Source organism: Bacillus sp. FSL K6-0069, assembly GCF_038007785.1.
GTDB lineage: Bacteria > Bacillota > Bacilli > Bacillales > Bacillaceae_G > Bacillus_A > Bacillus_A mobilis.
Genome location: NZ_JBBOXN010000001.1, coordinates 2,796,608 through 2,811,565 on the forward strand (window position 1 = coordinate 2,796,608; position 14,958 = coordinate 2,811,565).

Annotated in this window: 12 protein-coding genes and 1 pseudogene; 6 read left to right on the forward strand and 7 right to left on the reverse strand. The window is 36.2% G+C overall.

All coding sequences use genetic code 11. The features are described 5' to 3' along the window. Positions 1-42 precede the first annotated feature (42 nt). The 3 genes and pseudogenes from MHB74_RS14365 (at position 43) to MHB74_RS14375 (ending at position 2,455) form a co-directional block, all read left to right on the forward strand. Positions 43-423 carry a VOC family protein gene (locus MHB74_RS14365; RefSeq protein ID WP_061679961.1) on the forward strand — a complete coding sequence of 127 codons (381 nt, stop codon included), beginning with the start codon at positions 43-45 and terminating at the stop codon, positions 421-423. A gap of 61 nt (positions 424-484) precedes the next feature. Continuing rightward, positions 485-960: pseudogene (locus MHB74_RS14370) on the forward strand (GNAT family N-acetyltransferase). 157 nt (positions 961-1,117) lie between these two features. Beyond that, complete coding sequence (locus MHB74_RS14375; RefSeq protein ID WP_061679962.1) at positions 1,118-2,455, forward strand: FAD-binding oxidoreductase; 1,338 nt, start codon at positions 1,118-1,120, stop codon at positions 2,453-2,455. Positions 2,456-2,542: 87 nt separating this feature from the next. Here MHB74_RS14375 and MHB74_RS14380 read toward each other — a convergent pair whose 3' ends face one another. The 3 genes from MHB74_RS14380 to MHB74_RS14390 all read right to left on the reverse strand — a co-directional run bounded on the left by MHB74_RS14380 (position 2,543) and on the right by MHB74_RS14390 (position 5,868). Next, positions 2,543-4,090 (reverse strand): MFS transporter, encoded by a 1,548-nt coding sequence (locus MHB74_RS14380; protein WP_061679963.1) that lies wholly within the window; start codon positions 4,088-4,090, stop codon positions 2,543-2,545. Positions 4,091-4,101: 11 nt separating this feature from the next. After that, positions 4,102-4,686 (reverse strand): TetR/AcrR family transcriptional regulator, encoded by a 585-nt coding sequence (locus MHB74_RS14385; RefSeq protein ID WP_061679964.1) that lies wholly within the window; start codon positions 4,684-4,686, stop codon positions 4,102-4,104. Positions 4,687-4,821: 135 nt separating this feature from the next. Then, positions 4,822-5,868, reverse strand: a complete 1,047-nt coding sequence (locus tag MHB74_RS14390; RefSeq protein ID WP_061679965.1) for a DUF2332 domain-containing protein — start codon at positions 5,866-5,868, stop codon at positions 4,822-4,824. A 381-nt stretch (positions 5,869-6,249) separates the two neighbouring features. Here MHB74_RS14390 and MHB74_RS14395 point away from each other — a divergent pair, with 381 nt between their 5' ends. Further along, the gene (locus tag MHB74_RS14395; RefSeq protein WP_061679966.1) at positions 6,250-7,752 is read left to right on the forward strand and encodes a malate:quinone oxidoreductase; all 1,503 of its coding nucleotides are present in this window, start codon (positions 6,250-6,252) and stop codon (positions 7,750-7,752) included. Between the two features lie 46 nt (positions 7,753-7,798). Here MHB74_RS14395 and lsrB read toward each other — a convergent pair whose 3' ends face one another. Genes lsrB through MHB74_RS14415 form a run of 4 tightly spaced genes read right to left on the reverse strand, consistent with a single transcriptional unit; the run spans position 7,799 to position 12,256 of the window. Next, positions 7,799-8,842, reverse strand: coding sequence for an autoinducer 2 ABC transporter substrate-binding protein LsrB (gene lsrB, locus MHB74_RS14400; RefSeq protein ID WP_061679967.1), 1,044 nt, complete (start codon positions 8,840-8,842; stop codon positions 7,799-7,801). Continuing rightward, complete coding sequence (locus tag MHB74_RS14405) at positions 8,839-9,828, reverse strand: ABC transporter permease (RefSeq protein ID WP_061679968.1); 990 nt, start codon at positions 9,826-9,828, stop codon at positions 8,839-8,841. Before MHB74_RS14405 ends, lsrB begins: the two co-directional genes overlap by 4 nt. Further along, the gene (locus MHB74_RS14410) at positions 9,825-10,778 is read right to left on the reverse strand and encodes an ABC transporter permease subunit (protein WP_061679969.1); all 954 of its coding nucleotides are present in this window, start codon (positions 10,776-10,778) and stop codon (positions 9,825-9,827) included. Before MHB74_RS14410 ends, MHB74_RS14405 begins: the two co-directional genes overlap by 4 nt. Continuing rightward, on the reverse strand, positions 10,775-12,256 hold the full coding sequence (locus tag MHB74_RS14415) for a sugar ABC transporter ATP-binding protein (protein ID WP_061679970.1): 1,482 nt from the start codon (positions 12,254-12,256) through the stop codon (positions 10,775-10,777). Before MHB74_RS14415 ends, MHB74_RS14410 begins: the two co-directional genes overlap by 4 nt. A gap of 197 nt (positions 12,257-12,453) precedes the next feature. Here MHB74_RS14415 and MHB74_RS14420 point away from each other — a divergent pair, with 197 nt between their 5' ends. Further along, positions 12,454-13,386: a sugar-binding transcriptional regulator gene (locus MHB74_RS14420; RefSeq protein ID WP_061679971.1), complete on the forward strand. Its 933-nt coding sequence runs from the start codon at positions 12,454-12,456 to the stop codon at positions 13,384-13,386. Then, complete coding sequence (gene lsrK, locus MHB74_RS14425; protein ID WP_061679972.1) at positions 13,386-14,948, forward strand: autoinducer-2 kinase; 1,563 nt, start codon at positions 13,386-13,388, stop codon at positions 14,946-14,948. Before MHB74_RS14420 ends, lsrK begins: the two co-directional genes overlap by 1 nt. Positions 14,949-14,958 lie beyond the last annotated feature (10 nt).

Here is a 14,958-nt window from a genome sequence, read left to right on the forward strand (position 1 = left end):
AAAGTGAAAGCCTAATTAGTTAAGTTAGGGCTGGTGAAAATTATGAAAATAGAACATATTGCAATTTGGGCAAATGATTTAGAATTAATGCGTACTTTCTATACAAAGTACTTTAATGGTAAAGCAAACTCTTTATATCATAATGAAGCGAAACAATTCGAATCTTATTTTATTACGTTTGAAACTGGAGCAAGGCTTGAACTTATGCGCAAAAAAGGTATTGAAAATGAGCCTAATCTTAATATAACTGGCTATGCACATATGGCGTTTTCAGTAGGCAGTGAGGAGCGTGTAAATGCAATTACTACAATCTTAAAAGATGCTGGTTATCCTTTACTAAATGGGCCACGCTTCACTGGAGATGGCTATTACGAAAGTGTAATAAGCGATCCTGAAGGTAATCAAATTGAAATTACGATTTAATATCTCTTTTTCTTTTCTGAAGAACAATTGAAATTTGGTTTGGAGGAATATTATGCAATAGGTGTATTTTATTAAATTTGAAGAAACAGATTTCAATTTATATTTCCAACTCGTATCAAATGAACAAGTAATGGAACAAATTACTGAGCGCACTATTCTGTTAAATGAAGCGCAAAATGACTTTACAAGGCTGTTAAAACGTAATGAAAACCATCAACTATTCGGCTCCTATAAAGTGTATGATTCTATTACAAATGAATATGTTGGTCTTGGACATGTTACGGTAAACGAAGAGAATGTTAGAGAAGCTGAAATTGGTTATATGATTTTGCCAGAGCACTGGGAAAAAGATACGGTAGCAGGATTGCAATGGAACTCATGAATATAGCAAAGTAGACTGATATAAACGTACTAAAAGCAATTATTGACCCGAACAATGTCCCCGCTCGCAAAATTTTAATAAACGTCGGTTTCACCACTGAAAAAGTTTGCGAGATTGATGGATTGCCTGGGGAAATTTTGAGTATATACATATAATTACAGAAAGGCAGTGCTACATATGAAGCACTGCCTTTTTCTTTATCGGAATAATCCCCTTTCTTTCTTCATTTACTCATAAAGTAGAGTCATTGTATTACTTGCTGCTTTTTCACGTTAAAAGCATTTTATTTTGTGACAAGGAGAGAAAGAGAAAATGAGTAATCAAAAAATCGAACTTACTGGTTGTATCGTTACACCTAATGATCCGGACTATAATTCAGCTCGTGAGGAGTTCAACACTTTCTTTAACAAATTCCCGTTAATCATTGTCTTTGCTCAAAATACGCAAGATGTAGTGAATGCTGTTCGCTGGTCGAGGCTACATAACATCCCTATGCGTATGCGCTCTGGACGTCATAATTATGAGGCATTATCCGTTAGTAATGCTGGCCTTGTAATTGATGTAAGTGAAATGAAACAATTAGAAATAGATCACAAAAGTGAGACTGTAACAATCGGAACAGGCTGGAGGAACATTTCTTTAATTGAAACACTTGCAGCTGAAGGATTAGTTGTGCCAAGTGGAGTTTGTCCAACACCTGGTATTGCAGGTGTTACTTTAGGAGGCGGACATAGCATTCTCTCCCGTCCGTTTGGATTAACTCTCGATCATTTAATTGAATTTGAAATGGTAGACGCAAACGGCTGTGTAATACGTGCTAATACAAAGTGTAACTCTGACCTCTTTTGGGCTTCACGAGGTGCTGGTGGTGGAAACTTTGGCATATGTACTTCGTTCAAATTTCGAACGCATAAAATTAATACGGTAGGCTTTGCAGAAATAAGCTGGGGAATATCCGATTTAAAAGACGTAATAAACACTTGGCAAACTTACACACTACCTTGCGCTGATAAACGACTTACAACTACTCTTTTCATGTCTGCAGAGTTCGAACCATCTTTATTAATGCAAGGTGTATTTCTCGGCTCTGTTCAAGAATTGCAGGTACTGCTACAGCCATTATTAAACGCCGGTTCACCATTACAAGTAACTATAGAAGAAATACCATGGGCAGAAGCAGCAGCGAAAATAGCCGAAAAGCAACCTGCAACACCTTTACCCTTTAAAAGTGTTGGTCCATATGTATATGAACTCCTACCAGAAGAAGGCCTATCCATAATTGATCACTTTATTAAAAATTCACCTCCCCATGCCACCACCTCCGTATTTTTCCACGGATTAGACGGGGCTGTTGCTGAAGTACCAAATGAAGCGACTGCTTATTATTACCGAAAAGCACTATCAAATATGTCAATCTTCGCCACTTGGGGGCAACCAGAAGGTGCTGCTGCAAGTATTCGATGGGTGGAAGACTTTCGCTTAGCAATGCTGCCATTTACAAAAGGTGTATACGTTAATACTCCCGACCTATCCATTAGAGATTGGCCAGATGCATACTTCAGTTGCAACTTTGACCGATTAATGGAAGTAAAAGCAAAATATGATCCGAAAAATATTTTTAACTTCCCGCAAAGTATTCCGCCTTTTTAACTGTTTTAATATTGTTCAAACTGTTAAATAAACATTCATGTTATATTTAACAGTTTGAACAATATCTTTTAATTTATATAATAACATTTACGAAATATAAGATTTTACTTCTTTACTTATTTTCTTATCTATTAAGACTCTTACTATATTAAAAATAAATGCGAGACAAAATATAATAGCTCCGATTAAAAATGCTAAATTATAACTACGAATAATTCCTTTCTTATATTCCGCATTTAGTTGTTTGTAAATTTTGCCCTCCTCATCAGTTTTTAAGTCGATTTGCTGTTTTTTATTTATCGCTTGCACTACTTGTTCCTTTTCTAAATTTGACAAATCACTTTTTTTAATCATAGTCACTACTTCCTTATTTATCTTCACTTTTTCAACTAACAACTGATGATTCAAAAACATCACCAGAATCGCTACCCCAACAATGCCTCCAACTGTTCTAGAAATATTACATACACTTGTAGCAACGCCTGAATTTTCAATTGGCACACTTAAAACTGCCGTTGTTGTATACGGTGCTATTGTACAGCCAGTTCCAATCCCCACAATCATTAATCGCCAAATATAATCCCATGTAGTAAAGGTGGAGTCTATTTGACTAAATAAATATGATGCTATGATAAATATTAGTAGTCCTACACTACCTATTAATGAACTTCCCCGCTTTGCTGCAATTGGTGTCACTACTGATGTAACAATCATTGAAACTATCGCTAGCGTGCTAATTATTAAACCTGACTGTAATTCAGTCATACCTCCTACTTGAACGAAATAAAAAGCAAGTATAAACAAAAAGTTCATTAATCCCATTCCAACAAAGAATAAAGAAAAATTCGAGATTGAAAACTCTTTATTTGTGAATAACTTTAATGGCAACATTGGATTTTCACTTTTCTTTTCAATAATAAAAAATAATATAAAACCTATGAGTGAGAGCATAAAAAGAAGTATTAAGCTTATCATGCTTAAATGATTTGTATTTACTTGTATGAGTGCATATACGAGTAAGCATAGTGCAGATGCAGAAGTAATCATACCTGCCCAATCTATTTTAGAGCTTGCAGCATGATCATAGGATTCCTTAATACAAAGAATCACGAAGATGAAAGATAAAATACCAACTGGTATATTAATAAAAAACACCCAACTCCAATTCAATTTGTGAGTTAAAATACCTCCAAGTGAAGGGCCAATTGCCGCTGCTAATCCCCCAAAAGCTCCCATGATACCTCCTATCATACCTTGTTTCTCTTTCGGTACTAAATTAAGGCCTAATGGCATAGCAACTGGTACGATAACTGCGGCTGAAATTCCTTGTATTACCCTAAAAGCTACTAATGTATGAAAAGAAGTGGCTATACCACACATAAACGAACTAACAGAAAACCCCAATAAACCAATAATATACAGCTTCTTGCGACCAAACTGGTCCGCAAGACGTGCTGCAATTAATAAACACGATACAAAGGCGACGTTATAACTATTAACAATCCATGAAATTGTATCAATTGACGTATGAAATGTCTTTGTCATTTCTGGTAATGCGATATTCACAATATTTGAATCTAAAATTGCCATAAAAAAACCTGCAATTAAAGCTATTAATGCAAATGTATTCCGCAATTCTCCCACCCCTATTCGTTTTCTTTATTTGAAATTCCATTCATAAATAAATTTACACACGTCTCTATATATTCTTCTAACTGAATTTCTTCTTCCGTTATACTAACGTTCATAATGCATAAAAACAGTTGTCCGTAAAACATATTCGCTATTACACGGTAATTACACGGGGAAATGTGTCCTTCCTCTCCAAGTTGCTTTAAATAATTTTCTAGGTGATCTACTAAATGTGAATTCAACTCGTGTAGTAATGTTTTCATTTCACTATTTTGTCTTGATTCTATTAATGCAGCCCAAATATAGTTCAGCTTTGGCAAATTGGTTTGAATATATGTTTCTGCCACTTTCGTAAGGTCCTTATGTAAATTACCAGTAAATTGTTCTTCAATTTCCTCTAACAAAGCCACTGGTGTCGTCCGTAAAATAATACTCTCTCTAAATAAATTTTCCTTATTTTTAAAATTACGGAATATCGTTAACTCGCTTACCCCAGCTTTTTCTGCCACTTCACGAATTGTTGTCGCTGTATACCCCTTTTCCCCGAATAATAACGTAGCAGCTTCCATAACTTTTTCTCGTGCTGTTAATTTCCCCATCTTTATTCCTCCATCCAATATGTTAGTAAGTAATTACTAACATATTATCACAAAAGAAAAATGAAAGTAACTAGTTACTTTCATTTTTCTGGAATTTCATTATCTAATTTCTTGAAAATAAAAATTCTTCAAATATTAACAAAACGTCTCATTCCCAAGTTTCCAACTAAACCATCTCCCATGCCCTTCCGTTTCTCCAACGGTTTCACGATATTCGTTTCCGTTAATATAATAATCAATATGAAGATCCCGGTCCCACATATTGTTATACAGGTGGAATACATCCCGTTTTGCACCGATTTCTTGCACTTGTTTCTCTAATTTATGTTTTACTTGTTCTGGTATTTGATTTGCGACGTGTGTATGGAAAATACAGATTACAGCATCTTCACTTATTTGTTCAATAATAGATGGTAATAGCTCCACCCCGTCTCCTTCTATTAATTGGACAGATTCATTTTTCACTAAAGATGCTGCTTGGTCAAACATTTCAAGTCGTTCTTTATGTTCTGGCCAAATGAGTGCACGTAGCCAAAAATAATCTTCATCACTATGTAAATCATTTACATGCAAATCTAGTCCGATTCTTTCTACGACAGATGGACTTTCTTTTAGAAAATGAGGTACATTCTCCCCTCTTATTTCAGAAGTTAAATGTACATTCGAATTTATATTTCCGTATGTTTCATCTGTTCCGTACGAATAGCTATATTGGTCCCAAAATAGTTGTAATCCAGAACTTGTCCCAATTTCGATTAACGCTAACGGCTTTTTCACTTTATTAAATATGTAGCAGAAACTTGGGTATAAGTACGCACATCGCCTTACTTCATTCGTTTGAACGAGTTTCGTTTGTAACAAAGTAATGATATCTTCTCGGTACTTTTTACAAAAGTCTTTAAAATGATCAAACACTTGGTCTAAATTTGTATTCTTATTTTCAACTAAGCTACTATAATACGTTTTTAACTGATGTTCTTTCCCTGCAAGTAATAAATAATGTACGGCGCCTAATAATAAGTTTGGGACTGGTTGGCCTACTTGAGCGTAGGAAGATAGTGTAAGCACTTCCTCATCTTCAGCAATTTGAATTGATAAGTATTCATATAAGTCACTTGACCCTTTACATTCCTTTATTGAAAAATTTCGAAATAAGTTTGCTATTTGTTCTTGTGTACGCATTGGTATCCCTCCTTTTGTTTTTCACAGAATAATCTTACTATTTCTAGTGCAAAAATTCCATAAAAAGGTATCCTTTCTACCCACTTTACGATACGTAAGCTTTTTCGAGATAATTTCAAACTGTAATTTTTTTCTATTTACCACCTTAAAAGAGCTTGTTAAATAAGATTTTTAGCGAATAAAACGTTAAATAGTTTAAAATTATCAGATAACACTAGATATTTTAGTCTATTAATTATTATAATAGAGTATGAGATGGTTATATAATTGAGACAAAAAAGGTAAATACCTAGGTGGGGCCTAGGCGGTGTTTTCTTTTTACGGCTTAGATATAGTGAACACCTACTCTTTTTTGCCAATATAGGGGATGGAGAGATTATCATGAGCAACATGCAGCAAAAAACAGACGTTATCTTAATTGGTGCAGGAATTATGAGTGCAACGTTAGGCTCATTACTAAAAGAATTAGCACCTGAATGGGAAATTAAAGTTTTTGAAAAACTCGCAAGTGCCGGGGAAGAAAGCTCTAATGAATGGAATAATGCAGGTACAGGGCATTCTGCGCTATGCGAACTGAACTATACTTCCGAAAAATCTGACGGATCTATAGATATTGGTAAGGCTGTAAAAGTGAATGAGCAATTCCAGCTTTCAAGACAATTTTGGGCATATCTTGTAAAAAGTAAATTAATTCGTAATCCACAAGATTTTATTATGCCTCTACCTCATATGAGTTTAGTACAAGGTGAAAAAAATGTTGAGTTTCTAAAAAACCGTTTTGAAGCGCTTTCAAAAAATCCACTGTTTCAAGGTATGGAATTTTCCGATGCTCCTGAAACATTAAAAAAATGGCTTCCACTCATTATGGAAGGACGTACACCAAACGAACCGATGGCTGCGACGAAGATTGACTCTGGAACAGATGTTAACTTCGGTGCATTAACACGTATGTTGTTTGATTACTTACAAACTAAAAATGTCGAGCTAAACTACAAACATAGTGTCGAAAATATTAAACGCACAAAGAATGGTTTGTGGGAAGTAAAAGTACACGATATGAATAGTGGTAAAATTGAGCATCATACTGCAAAATTCGTCTTTATTGGCGGCGGTGGCGGTAGCCTACCTCTACTACAAAAGACTGGAATTCCTGAATCAAAACATATCGGTGGATTCCCAGTAAGTGGACTATTTATGGTATGTAAAAACCAAAAAGTTGTAGAGCAACATCATGCGAAAGTTTACGGTAAAGCTAAAGTTGGCGCTCCGCCAATGTCTGTACCTCACCTTGATACGAGATATATAGACAATAAAAAAGCTTTACTATTTGGACCGTTCGCTGGGTTCTCTCCTAAGTTCTTAAAAACTGGCTCAAACCTTGACTTAATTGGTTCTGTAAAACCGAATAACGTCTTAACGATGTTAGCAGCTGGTGTAAAAGAAATGGGACTAACAAAATACTTAATTCAGCAAGTTATGTTATCACACGAAAAGCGTATGGAAGAATTACGCGAATTCATTCCGAACGCGAAAAGTGAAGATTGGGATATTGTAGTTGCTGGGCAACGTGTACAAGTAATTAAAGATACTGATGCTGGTGGTAAAGGTACTCTTCAATTCGGTACAGAAGTTGTTAGTGCGGCTGATGGATCAATCGCTGCGTTACTAGGTGCTTCACCAGGTGCTTCTACTGCCGTTCACGTCATGCTTGAAGTATTAGAAAAATGTTTCCCAAGCCGCATGGTAGAATGGGAAGGAAAAATAAAAGAAATGATCCCTTCTTACGGCATTTCACTAACTGAAAATCCAAGATTATTCCAAGATCTTCACACTTCGACTGGTCGTACGCTTGGATTAAATGAAAAAGAAACAGTTCATAACTAATGAAGAAATTAAAAAACGTCCGATATATTCGGACGTTTTTTCTTTACTAGAAATTATATTTATCAATATTCTCTTTCGTAAATACAACTCGCTCTGGTAATACGATAATTCCGTTTCCTTCTGCCTCATAATCATAACCTTGGATGGAGTTTGGCTCTACTTTCACTTTTCCGATTCCTTTTACTTCGAAGCTATCCCCTACTTTTAACTTCTTCCCTTTAACTACTATTTCATTTGCTACATACGTTGCGAGTGCACCTTGTTGTTTTACATCCCATAATCCGAATTGTTGTACTGTTCCTCGTTTTACGTAATCACGCATAACGTTTGGTGTAGAGAAGCCAGTTACGGCTACTTTTTTATCCATTTTCAAGTTTTCAGCTGCTTGTGCCATTGCCGGAAGTGCCGTTGCATCCGGGCAAATGACTGCATTAATATCTGGATACGTTTTTAAAATGTTCTCCCCTACTGATAACGATTTTTGCGCATTATTTTCACCGTACTGTGTCGTAACAATTTCCCAGTTCGGATATTTCTTTTTAATAATTTCTTTCGCTTTCGTTACCCATTGATTTTGATCCGTTACTGTTGGACTTGAATAAAAGAAGGCTACTTTGCCTTTATCTCCAATTTGCATTGAAGTCATTTCAATTAATAAGTTAGCAAGTTGATCTGGTGTACCTTGGCTTATATAAAATGAACGGTCTCTCGGATTCACATCAGAGTCCCACGTTAACACCGTCATCCCTTTTTTCTTAGCGCGTTGTAATGATTGTGATAGACCATCCACTGAAGTAGAGGAGATCATAAGTGCATCATAGTTTTGGTTAATAAAATTGTTTATATATTTCACTTGCCCTGATACGCTTGCTTCAGACGGTCCATCATACTTCACTTGTACGCCTAGTTTATCTCCCATCTCTTTTGCTCCTTCACCACCAGATGTAAAGAAACCAACCCCAGTTAGTTTCGGAATGAATGCAAATTTCACATCATCCGCTTTTTTCTTATCTGCCGTTTGACTAGAACAAGCTATTAAACCGATTAAACAAATACATACAATGAATACAATCCCTAGTTTTCTCTTCATGACATTTCCCCCTTATGCAAATTCTTTCTTTTCCCCGGTGTAATTTGATGTAATTTGAAATGTCTTATAATAACTGAAAGAATAAGAATAATACCAATTACTACGTTGGATTGTTCATTTGTTAAACCCGTCATTTGCAAACCATACTGCATTAACCCTATAAAAATACTTGCCAGTACAGTACCGATAATGCTTCCTTTTCCCCCTGTAATAAGTGTCCCTCCTAATACAACTGCTGTAATAATTGGTAAAATCGTTTCACTTCCCATATCTGCACGTGCGGAACCGAAATATGCAGTTAAAAAAGCGCCCCCTAATCCACCTCCTAACCCGGAAATTATGTAAGCGATGATAACTACTTGTTTCGTTTTAATCCCTGTGTATTTTGCTGCGTTTTCGTTCGCTCCTGTTAATTTTACGTGACGCCCATATACAGTTCGGTGGAATAATAAAGTACATAAAACTGTTAATACGATCAGTATCCATAATAAATTCGGTATCCCTATAAAACTACCATTTGCCAGTTGTACAAATGATTCAGGTAAACCACTTATCCCTTCATATCCAGAAGCTCCTGCCCCTCCCGAAATGACGAGTGCAATTCCTCCGTATAAAAACATCGTTCCGAGTGTAACGACAAGTGGCTCTACATCTGTCATTTTTATAATGATTCCGTTTAAAGCTCCTGCTAAGCAACTAATGATTAGGGCTATTATGACAGCAAATAAAATAGGTATTCCGTTCATCCAAAGCACACCGATCAAGATTGAAGTGAGCCCCATTATTGAGCCGACCGATACATCAATTCCTCCTGTTACAATAACGAAAGTCATTGGTATCGCAGCGATTGCGATAAATAGAAAATCATTTGTACTAAAAAGAAGGTTACTAATATTTAAGAAATCACTACTTATAAAACTAAAGAGAATGAATTCTATAAAAAGTAATACAATTAGAACACCTTCCCATCTATATAAATACTTCATAGATTCATCCTCCTTTCTGCCCTCCACTTTTTCATAACACTATCTAATATGACGATTAATAATAATAAGAAACCTGAAATAGCATTATTCCAAAATGCTGGTATTTTTAAAAATACGAGTGAACTGCTTATCGCCTCTAAAAATAACGCTCCTAATGCAGCTCCAAATATAGAACCCGTTCCTCCTTTTAAATGAATTCCTCCTAGTACAGCGGCTGCGATAACCTGTAGTTCTATCCCAGTACCTGTTTGGTTAGGAACGAACCCGATATTCATAACAAAAATGCAACCAGCGAGCGCAGCACTTATGCCTGATATAATAAACGCATATATCTTTACTTTATTAACTGGTATACCAATAAGTCTCGCGCCATCTTCATTATCACCTACCGCATAAAAGTATCTCCCGTATGGTACTTTCCTTAAAAAGAAGTATAGTAGTAATAAAATAATCAGAACAACCCATACAGTTATTGGCAGACCAAGTATGACGATAGATGAGAGTTGCTTAAAATTGTTTGGAATATCTTCAATCCATTTTCCGCCTGTGAAAATTAACATCGCACCTCTAATGATCCCTAACATACCTAATGTCATAATAATAGCTGGTACTCGAAGCTTCGCAACGCCAACTCCGTTTACAAAACCAATAATAGCCCCAAGTATTATAGCGGCAGTAATAGACAAGATTGCACTAAATCCATCCGTTAACAACATCCCGCAAACCGCTGCGCTTAATCCCATAATTGAACCAACTGATACGTCTATATTTTTCGTAAATAAGACAAACGATTGGCCAATTGCTAGCACGACTAAAATAACGCTAGATTTCATCATTAAAGATAACGAGTTAAGTTGAACGAAACTTGGATTTATCATTCCGACAATGGCAATATAACTTAGTAATAACAGTATGATAGACGTTTCGTGCATTTTATACATACGTTTCATTCCGTTACACCTCCGTAAGCAAGACGTGTAACTTCATCTACATTCACCTTTTCTTTCTCCAAATGAGAAACAAATTTTCCATTTCGCATTACATATACACGGTTTACTAATTGAACAATTTCTTCAACATCTGAAGAGATTAATAATATTGCGAGTCCTTCCCTTTTCATTTTTTCTATCGTCTCATATACTTCAAGCCTTGCTTTCGCATCAATTCCGCGAGTCGGTTCATCAAGAATAATAATTTTCGGATTACACGCAAGATATTTTGCAAGTACGACTTTTTGCTGATTACCTCCTGATAAAGATGCTAGAACTTCATCCATGCTTCGTACAACAATTCGAAATTGTTCTATATACGACTTTACTAAAGCGCTTTCTTTTTCTTGGTTAATGAAAAAGCGACAATTCTGATGTAAACATGCTGCAGTCATATTTTCTTTAACCGATGCAATTGAGAAAATACCATTTCTGGCTCTATCCTCTGGCACATAAACAAGTCCTTCTCTTAGTCTTTTATGCAAAGAGCATGAATCAATTGATTTTCCTTCTAATAAAATAGAACCTGATTTTATAGATTTTAATCCTAATATCGATTCTGCTAATTCAGTTCTGCCCGATCCAACAATGCCCGCAATACCTACAATTTCACCAGCATGTACAGTGAATGATATATTTTCGAAAGCGTGACTCGTTATATCAGATACTTCTAATATTTTTTTCGTTTCTTTTGTCTCTTGCACTATTTCTCTTTCCTCTTCTTGTTTATACCCTTGCGGCAATAAACCCTCCATTAGCATGTCATATGTATAGTTACATACATCCCCTTGGCTTATAATCATTCCATCACGTAAAATCGCTACTTTGTTGGCAATTTCAAAGATTTCTGGAAAGCGATGCGTAATATATATCATCCCAATTCCTTTTTCTTGTAAATTTTTCATCAGCACAAAAAGACTCTTAATTTCGTGAGTTGTTAATGTCGATGTTGGCTCATCTAAAATAAGAATCTCTGCTTCTCGTATTAATCCTCTTACGATTTCTACTAACTGTTGCTGCGCAATGGATAGTGATCCTCCTAGTTCATTAAGGTCAATATCCCATCCTAAACTGTCAATTAATTGCTGAATCTTTACTTTTAATTCCTTTTTCTTCCTTTTCAGTCCGATACATATATTTTCTTCAATGGTCATATGCGGAAAAATGAGTGGTTCTTGTGGTATTAAGTAAACCCCTTCTCTGTGTGCTTCTTTCGGATTTGCAAACTGTTTCCTCATTCCTTTTACATACATTTCTCCACTATCATACGAATATAACCCCGTTAATATTTTCATTAATGTTGATTTTCCAGCACCATTTCCCCCAACTAAAGCGTATATCTCACCACGCTCTACTTGTAAGTTTACTTCTTTTAGTACAAGTTGATTTGAAAACGCCTTACTCATTTCCTTTACTTGTAATAAAGGTACGTTATCCACATGATGTCACCTGCCTTTATACAGAACATTTTTTGAGAAAATGATTATTTGTTCTACTTGTTTTGTAGCATTGTATATTCCTTTTTTCATATCTAGAACATTTTTTTCATCAGACTATTAATCGTTTCAACTGGAATAAACAAAATATACGGCACATATGTTTAAGCATTGGTCAATTGTTGAAAGGGATGACGAGTATGACACAGCTGAACTTTGAAGAGAATTTATTAACTAAAGTAGCTTGGTACTATTATAAAGATCAATTAACACAACAGGAGATCGCTTCACTTCTTCATATTTCTAGAAATAAAGTCGTCCGGTTATTAGATAAGGCGCGCAGTGAAGGTATCGTTACATTTCACGTAAAAGGTACTGGTTTGCACTGTTTAAGTATTGAACGTGACCTAATGAAAAAATTCCACTTAAAAGATGCTTTTATTATCCCTACTCCAATAGACAATTATCATGCTTCTCTCGGAAAAGCTGCTGCACAGTATTTAGAAACTCAGCTCCAACAAGGCGATTTACTCGGCATTGGGTGGGGTGAAACGATTAGCAAAATGCTAGAAAATATTCATTTTGAAAGTTCCATTAATCTTTCAATCGTAACGCTAACTGGCGGAGTAAATCACTATCTCCCAAGAAAACAAAACTATTTACACTACATGCAAGGCGATCTTCATATTATCCCTACGCCGTTTCTAGCATCCACAACCGAAATGGCACAAAGCATTTTATCAGAACCAAGTGTAAAGGATATGCTTCATGTCGCTTCACTTGCTCATACGGCTGTTGTTGGTATTGGAGGATTATCTCAAGACGCTACGATTGTAAAAGAAGAAAAATTAACACTATGTGAGATGACATATATTCGTAGTCAAAACGGGGCGGGCGATATTTTAGGGCAGTTTTATAATACAGATGGGGATTTATTAAAGCTCCCACATCACAACCGCCTTATTGGTACTCCGCTCTCTATCCTTCGCAAAATGAAGCATGTCATTGGTGTTGCTGGAGGTACAGAAAAGATAGATGCAATTTTTGGTGCTTTAAAAGGAAAGTTCATTCATACATTAATTACCGATGAGGAAACGGCTCTCTCCTTATTACGAAAGGATGGTGATTGTTAATGTCTCATTTATTAGCTTTTGATGCTGGTACAGGAAGCATTCGAGCTGTTCTTTTTGATTTATTAGGTAATCAAATTGCGGTCAGTCAAAAAGAATGGATTCATAAAACGGATCCTCGTTACCCAGGTTCTATGAATTTTGATGTCATTGAAAACTGGCAACTTGTACAACAATGTACGAAAGAAGTTCTGCAAAGAAGTAATATACCTCCCTCTTCTATTCAAGCTATTAGCGCTACTAGTATGCGAGAAGGTTTTGTTTTATATGATAAAGATGGGCAAGAAATATGGGCATGCGCAAATGTTGATGGGCGCGCATCAACTGAAGTTAGTGAACTAAAAGAAATTCGGTCACATCTTGAAGAAGATTTATATACAAGATCTGGGCAAACTTTTTCATTAGGTGCTTTACCCCGCCTACTTTGGATTAAAAAACATGAACCAGACGTCTATAGCAATATTCATTCTTTTACGATGTTAAACGATTGGATTTTATATAAATTAAGCGGCGTACTGCAAATCGATGCCTCAAACGGATGTACGTCCGGTATTTTTGACTTACAAAATAGAGTGTGGGATAACGATGTCGCTAAGGAGTGCGGTCTAACGTTGCCATTTTCACCAACAGTAAATGAAGCTGGTACCGTTATCGGCAACGTTACAAAAGAGTGTGCAGTATTAACTGGATTACGTGAAGGAATTCCTGTCGTCGCCGGGGGCGGAGATGCTCAAATGGCATCGCTCGGAACTGGAGTCGTGAAGCCTAATCAAACATTAATATGCGGCGGTAGTTTTTGGCAACAAGAAGTGAATATTACAGAGCCGATAACAGATCCACAAGCTGCAATTCGGGTAAATTGTCACGTCGTTCCGAACCTTTGGCAATATGAAACAATCGCCTTTTTTCCAGGCCTTGTTATGCGCTGGTTTCGAGACGCTTTTTGCCAAGAGGAAAAGAAACTTGCTGACAAACTCGGTGTAGATGCTTATGCATTATTAGAAGAACAAGCGAAAGACGTACCTGTCGGTTCATATGGTATTATCCCTACTTTTTCAAACGTTATGAACTACATTTCTTGGCGTCATGCTGCACCTTCTTTTTTAAATTTAAGTTTAGATGCTGACAAATGCGGAAAAAAAGAACTGTTCCGTGCTATTGAGGAAAATGCTGCCTTCGTTACACTTGGTAACTTAAAATTAATAGAAAATCTCACAGGAACATTCCCTTCTGAAGTCATTTTTGCTGGCGGTGCTGCTAAAGGAAAACTATGGCCACAAATTCTATCAGACGTACTCGGTATTCCTGTAAAAGTACCCGTTGTGAAAGAAGCAGCTGCTTTAGGAACTGCGATTGCTGCTGGAGTTGGCGCTGGCATATATTCATCTATGGAAGAAACTGCTGAACAGTTTGTACAGTGGGAGCATACATTTGAACCAGTTACTGAAAATCATGAACTATATAAAGAATTCTATGAAACATGGAAAACTGTGTATGACAGTCAGCTCGCTTTAGCTGATAAAGGGCTCACCTCACATATGTGGATTGCGCCTGGTGCACTGTAACACATTACAT

Excerpts from the sequence above, each read along its gene's own strand:
- lsrK (WP_061679972.1), top strand. The coding sequence starts at position 13,386 with ATGTCTCATTTATTAGCTTTTGATGCTGGTACAGGAAGCATTCGAGCT.
- MHB74_RS14395 (WP_061679966.1), top strand. The coding sequence starts at position 6,250 with ATGAGCAACATGCAGCAAAAAACAGACGTTATCTTAATTGGTGCAGGA.
- MHB74_RS14375 (WP_061679962.1), top strand. The coding sequence starts at position 1,118 with ATGAGTAATCAAAAAATCGAACTTACTGGTTGTATCGTTACACCTAAT.
- MHB74_RS14390 (WP_061679965.1), bottom strand. The coding sequence starts at position 5,868 with ATGCGTACACAAGAACAAATAGCAAACTTATTTCGAAATTTTTCAATA.
- MHB74_RS14385 (WP_061679964.1), bottom strand. The coding sequence starts at position 4,686 with ATGGGGAAATTAACAGCACGAGAAAAAGTTATGGAAGCTGCTACGTTA.
- MHB74_RS14420 (WP_061679971.1), top strand. The coding sequence starts at position 12,454 with ATGACACAGCTGAACTTTGAAGAGAATTTATTAACTAAAGTAGCTTGG.
- MHB74_RS14410 (WP_061679969.1), bottom strand. The coding sequence starts at position 10,778 with ATGAAACGTATGTATAAAATGCACGAAACGTCTATCATACTGTTATTA.
- MHB74_RS14405 (WP_061679968.1), bottom strand. The coding sequence starts at position 9,828 with ATGAAGTATTTATATAGATGGGAAGGTGTTCTAATTGTATTACTTTTT.
- lsrB (WP_061679967.1), bottom strand. The coding sequence starts at position 8,842 with ATGAAGAGAAAACTAGGGATTGTATTCATTGTATGTATTTGTTTAATC.
- MHB74_RS14365 (WP_061679961.1), top strand. The coding sequence starts at position 43 with ATGAAAATAGAACATATTGCAATTTGGGCAAATGATTTAGAATTAATG.